Origin of the sequence: Streptomyces sp. FH025 (assembly GCF_017427025.1) — a bacterium.
Lineage (GTDB): Bacteria > Actinomycetota > Actinomycetes > Streptomycetales > Streptomycetaceae > Kitasatospora.
Map to the genome: position 1 here is coordinate 1 of NZ_JAFLNG010000712.1, position 3,895 is coordinate 3,895.

The window sequence follows — 3,895 nt, forward strand, 5'->3', positions numbered from 1 at the left end:
GCGGGAGCGGAAGGGGGATGCGGCCGAAAAGACGCCGCTGGTGGGGGTGTTGAGGCACCACTGGCGGGAGGTGCTGGTGGCCATGGGTGCGCGGATGGCGGAGAACATCTCCTACTACGTGATGACGACCTTCGTGCTCACCTACGCCGTCACCCACGCGCACTTCGACAAGCAGAGCGCGCTGAACGCCGTACTGATCGCCTCGGCGATCCAGTTCGCGCTGATCCCGCTGTTCGGGGCGCTGTCGGACCGGGTCGGGCGCAAGCCGGTGTACCTGGTGGGCGCGGCCGGGGTGGGGGTCTGGGCGTTCGTGTTCTTCGGGATGGTGGACACCCACTCGTTCGGGCAGCTGGTGGTCGCGGTGACCGTCGGCCTGGTCTTCCACAGCGCGATGTACGCGCCGCAGGCGGCCTTCTTCTCCGAGCTGTTCGCGACCCGGATGCGCTACTCGGGGGCCTCGATCGGCGCCCAGTTCGCCTCCGTGGCGGCCGGCGCGCCCGCGCCGCTGATCGCGACCGCGCTGCTCAAGGACTACGGCAGCGCGACGCCGATCTCGGTGTACGTGGCCATCGCGGCGGCGATCACGGTGCTGGCGGTGCTGTGCGGCCGGGAGACCAAGGGGCAGGACCTCGCGGAGGTCGAGGAGCAGCCGGCGGACGCCGCCGCGGCCGGAAAGCCCGCCGTGGCCTGAGTGTTGAGCCGATACGATCACGGTTTCCCGGAACCGACGGACCGACGCCGATGGGCGGCGCGATTGGCGGCACGCACCATGAACCACCCCGACGAGAACGCCGCGCCCGCGCTGCGGCGGCTGCTCGACCTGCTCGCCTCCGGCGCCGCCACCGTGGACTTCGCCGAGGTGCTGGCCGACGCCCGCCGCCGCGGCGCACCGCCCGCCGTCCTCGCGGAGATCGACGACGCCACCTGGCAGGCCCTCCGGGTGCACCGCACTCTGCGTCAACACCGGCGCCGCGAGGCCGAGTTGACCGCCCTATTCGACACCGCCGGGGACCTCGCCGCCTCCCGGGACCTGGACACCGTGCTCCAGGCGATCGTCCGCCGGGCCCGGCTGCTGCTCGGCACCGACACCGCGTACCTGACCCTGCCGGACGAGGCCGCGGGCGACACCTACATGAGGGTCACCGACGGCTCGGTCTCCGTCCTGTTCCAGACCCTGCGGCTCAGCCTCGGCGACGGCCTGGGCGGGCTGGTCGCGCAGACCGCCCGCCCGTACGCGACCCCCGACTACCGCACCGACGAACGCTTCCACCACACCGGGACGATCGACGCCGGCGTGCTGGACGAGGGCCTGGTGGCGATCATCGGGGTGCCGCTGCTGCTCGGCGGGGAGGTCATCGGCGTCCTGTTCGCCGCCGACCGCACGCCCCGCGCCTTCTCCCCCGACGAGGTCGCACTGCTCTGCTCCCTGGCCGCGCACGCCGCGATCGCCCTGGACACCGCCAACTCGCTGGCCGACACCCGGGCCGCGCTCGCCGAGCTGAACGCCGCCAACGAGCTGGTCCGGGCCCACTCCGCCGCCGTCCAGCGCGCCGAGCAGGCGCACGACCGGCTCACCGACCTGGTGCTGCGCGGCGCCGAGGTGCCGGACGTCGCCGCCGCCGTCGCCCACCTGCTGAACGGGGAGATAGCGGTCCTGGACGCCGAGGGCGAGCCGCTGGCCGGGCGTCCCGCGCCCGCCGCCGAACTGGCCGGGGCGGTGGCCGCCTCCCGCGCCGAGGGCCGGTCCGTACGCCATGGCGAGCAGTGGGTGTGCGCGGTGCTGGCCGGGCACGACGCGCTCGGCACCCTGGTGCTGCGCGGACGTCCCGACCTCGACGACGCCGACCGGCGGCTGTTCGAGCGGGCCAGCGTGGTCACCGCGCTGCTCCTGCTGCTGCGCCGCTCGGTGGCGGAGACCGAGAACAGGGTCCGCGGCGAACTGCTCGCCGACCTGCTCACCGCCCCCGAGCGCGACCCGGCCGGGCTCACCGCGCGCGGCCGCCGGCTCGGGGTCGACCTCGCCCGCCCGCACCTGGTGCTGGTCGCGGAGCCCGCGGACCGCAAGGGCGACGACCGGGGACGGCTGGCGGGCGCGGCCCGGCGCTACCTGTTCGGCTCCCGCGGCGTCAGCGCCGAGCACGGCGAGGCGGTGGTGCTGCTGGTCCCCGAGGCCGAGGACCCCGAGGAGACCGCCCGGCAGGCCGCCGAGCGGCTGTCCCGGCTGGCCGGCTTCCCCGTCACCGTCGGCGCGGGCCGCCCGGCCGCCGGTCCGCCCGCGCTGGCCGCCGCGTACGCCGAGGGGCTGCGCTGCGTCCGCGCCCTGCGGGTGCTCGGCCGCGCCGGGGAGGGCGCCTCGGCCCGCGCGCTCGGCTTCCTCGGGGTGCTGCTCGGCGACGGCCACGACGTGGACGGCTTCGTCGGCGCGACGCTCGGCCCGCTGCTCGCGTACGACGCCCGGCGCGGCACCGAGCTGGTCCGCACCCTGCGCGCCTACTTCGACTGCGGCGGCAGCCTCACCCGGGCCAAGGACGAGCTGCACGTGCACGTGAACACCGTGGTGCAGCGGCTGGACCGAATCGAGGCGCTGCTCGGGCGGGACTGGAACCAGCCGGAGCGGTCGCTGGAGCTCCAGTTGGCGCTCCGGCTCCAGCTGCTCGCCGGAGACCGGGAGGGCTGAACGGCTCGTACGGGCGTGGGCGTACAGTGGCCAGGTTGGTCTCGAACGCCTGGCAAGGAGCAGCGGTGAGCGAGAACGTGCGTTTCGTTCGGATGGGCATAGGCGAGCACGTCGTCCCGTACGAGGAGGCGTGGGCGGAGCAGCAGCGGCTGCACGCGCTGCGGGTCGCGGACGAGATCCCCGACACGGTGCTGCTGCTGGAGCACCCGCCCGTCTACACCATGGGCAAGCGCACCAACCCCGCCGACCTGCCGCTGGACGGCACCCCGGTGGTCGAGGTCAACCGGGGCGGGGAGATCACCTGGCACGGCCCCGGCCAGCTGGTCGGCTACCCGATCATCAAGCTGCCCGACCCGATCGACGTGATCGCGTACGTCCGCCGGCTGGAGGAGGCGCTGATCCGCTCCGCCGCCGACTTCGGTGTCGAGACCACCCGGGTCGAGGGCCGCAGCGGGGTCTGGGTGCTGGGCGAGAACCTCCCGGACGCCGTGGTGGACCCGGCGGACGTCGTCGACCTCGGCAAGCTCACCCTGCGGATGGGCCTGCCGCTGGGCATCGACCCGCGGCTGGCCGGCCCCGAGTACGCGCCGTCCAACGCGGGGCAGCGCGGCGGCGACCGCAAGCTCGCCGCGATCGGCGTGCGGGTCGCCCGCGGGGTGACCATGCACGGCTTCGCGCTCAACTGCGATCCGGACATGACGTACTTCGACAAGATCGTGCCGTGCGGCATCCGGGACGCGGGCGTCGCCTCGCTGGCCGGCGAGCTGAAGCGCGACTTCACGGTGAGCGAGGCGCTGCCGGCGGTCGAGCGGCACCTGAAGGACGTGTTCGCCGAGCTGCCGGAGCCGGCGCTCAGCCGCTGAATCCCCCCGGCAACCCGCCATCGACACCTCCCAAGGCGCTCAGCCACTGGGAATCTACTGACCGGTAGCCGTGTTGCCCTGCGATTGCAGGGCAACACGCCCGGCGAAAGCCGTACAACCACAGGCGTACCCTGGGGGTACCCCGTCTAGTTCTAGGAGTCGCACGTGTCCGCTGTCGCGCCCGACGGCAGGAAGCTGCTCCGCCTGGAGGTCCGCAACAGCGAGACCCCCATCGAGCGGAAGCCCGAGTGGATCAAGACCCGCGCGAAGATGGGCCCGGAGTACAACGCCCTCCAGTCGCTGGTGAAGAAGGAGGGGCTGCACACGGTCTGCCAGGAGGCCGGCTGCCCCAACA

3 protein-coding genes and 1 pseudogene are annotated in these 3,895 nt (G+C 73.8%); all 4 read left to right on the plus strand.

From position 1 onward, the window contains the following. On the plus strand, positions 1 to 691 hold a 691-nt coding region (locus J0670_RS32540; RefSeq protein WP_207815674.1), incomplete at its 5' end, for an MFS transporter. A gap of 78 nt (positions 692 to 769) precedes the next feature. Beyond that, positions 770 to 2,677, plus strand: a complete 1,908-nt coding sequence (locus tag J0670_RS32545) for a GAF domain-containing protein (RefSeq protein WP_207815675.1) — start codon at positions 770 to 772, stop codon at positions 2,675 to 2,677. Between the two features lie 92 nt (positions 2,678 to 2,769). Further along, the gene (lipB, locus tag J0670_RS32550) at positions 2,770 to 3,540 is read left to right on the plus strand and encodes a lipoyl(octanoyl) transferase LipB (protein ID WP_243437848.1); all 771 of its coding nucleotides are present in this window, start codon (positions 2,770 to 2,772) and stop codon (positions 3,538 to 3,540) included. A 165-nt stretch (positions 3,541 to 3,705) separates the two neighbouring features. After that, positions 3,706 to 3,895: pseudogene (locus J0670_RS32555) on the plus strand (lipoyl synthase); the annotation flags it as partial.

Excerpts from the sequence above, each read along its gene's own strand:
- J0670_RS32545 (WP_207815675.1), top strand. The coding sequence starts at position 770 with ATGAACCACCCCGACGAGAACGCCGCGCCCGCGCTGCGGCGGCTGCTC.
- lipB (WP_243437848.1), top strand. The coding sequence starts at position 2,770 with ATGGGCATAGGCGAGCACGTCGTCCCGTACGAGGAGGCGTGGGCGGAG.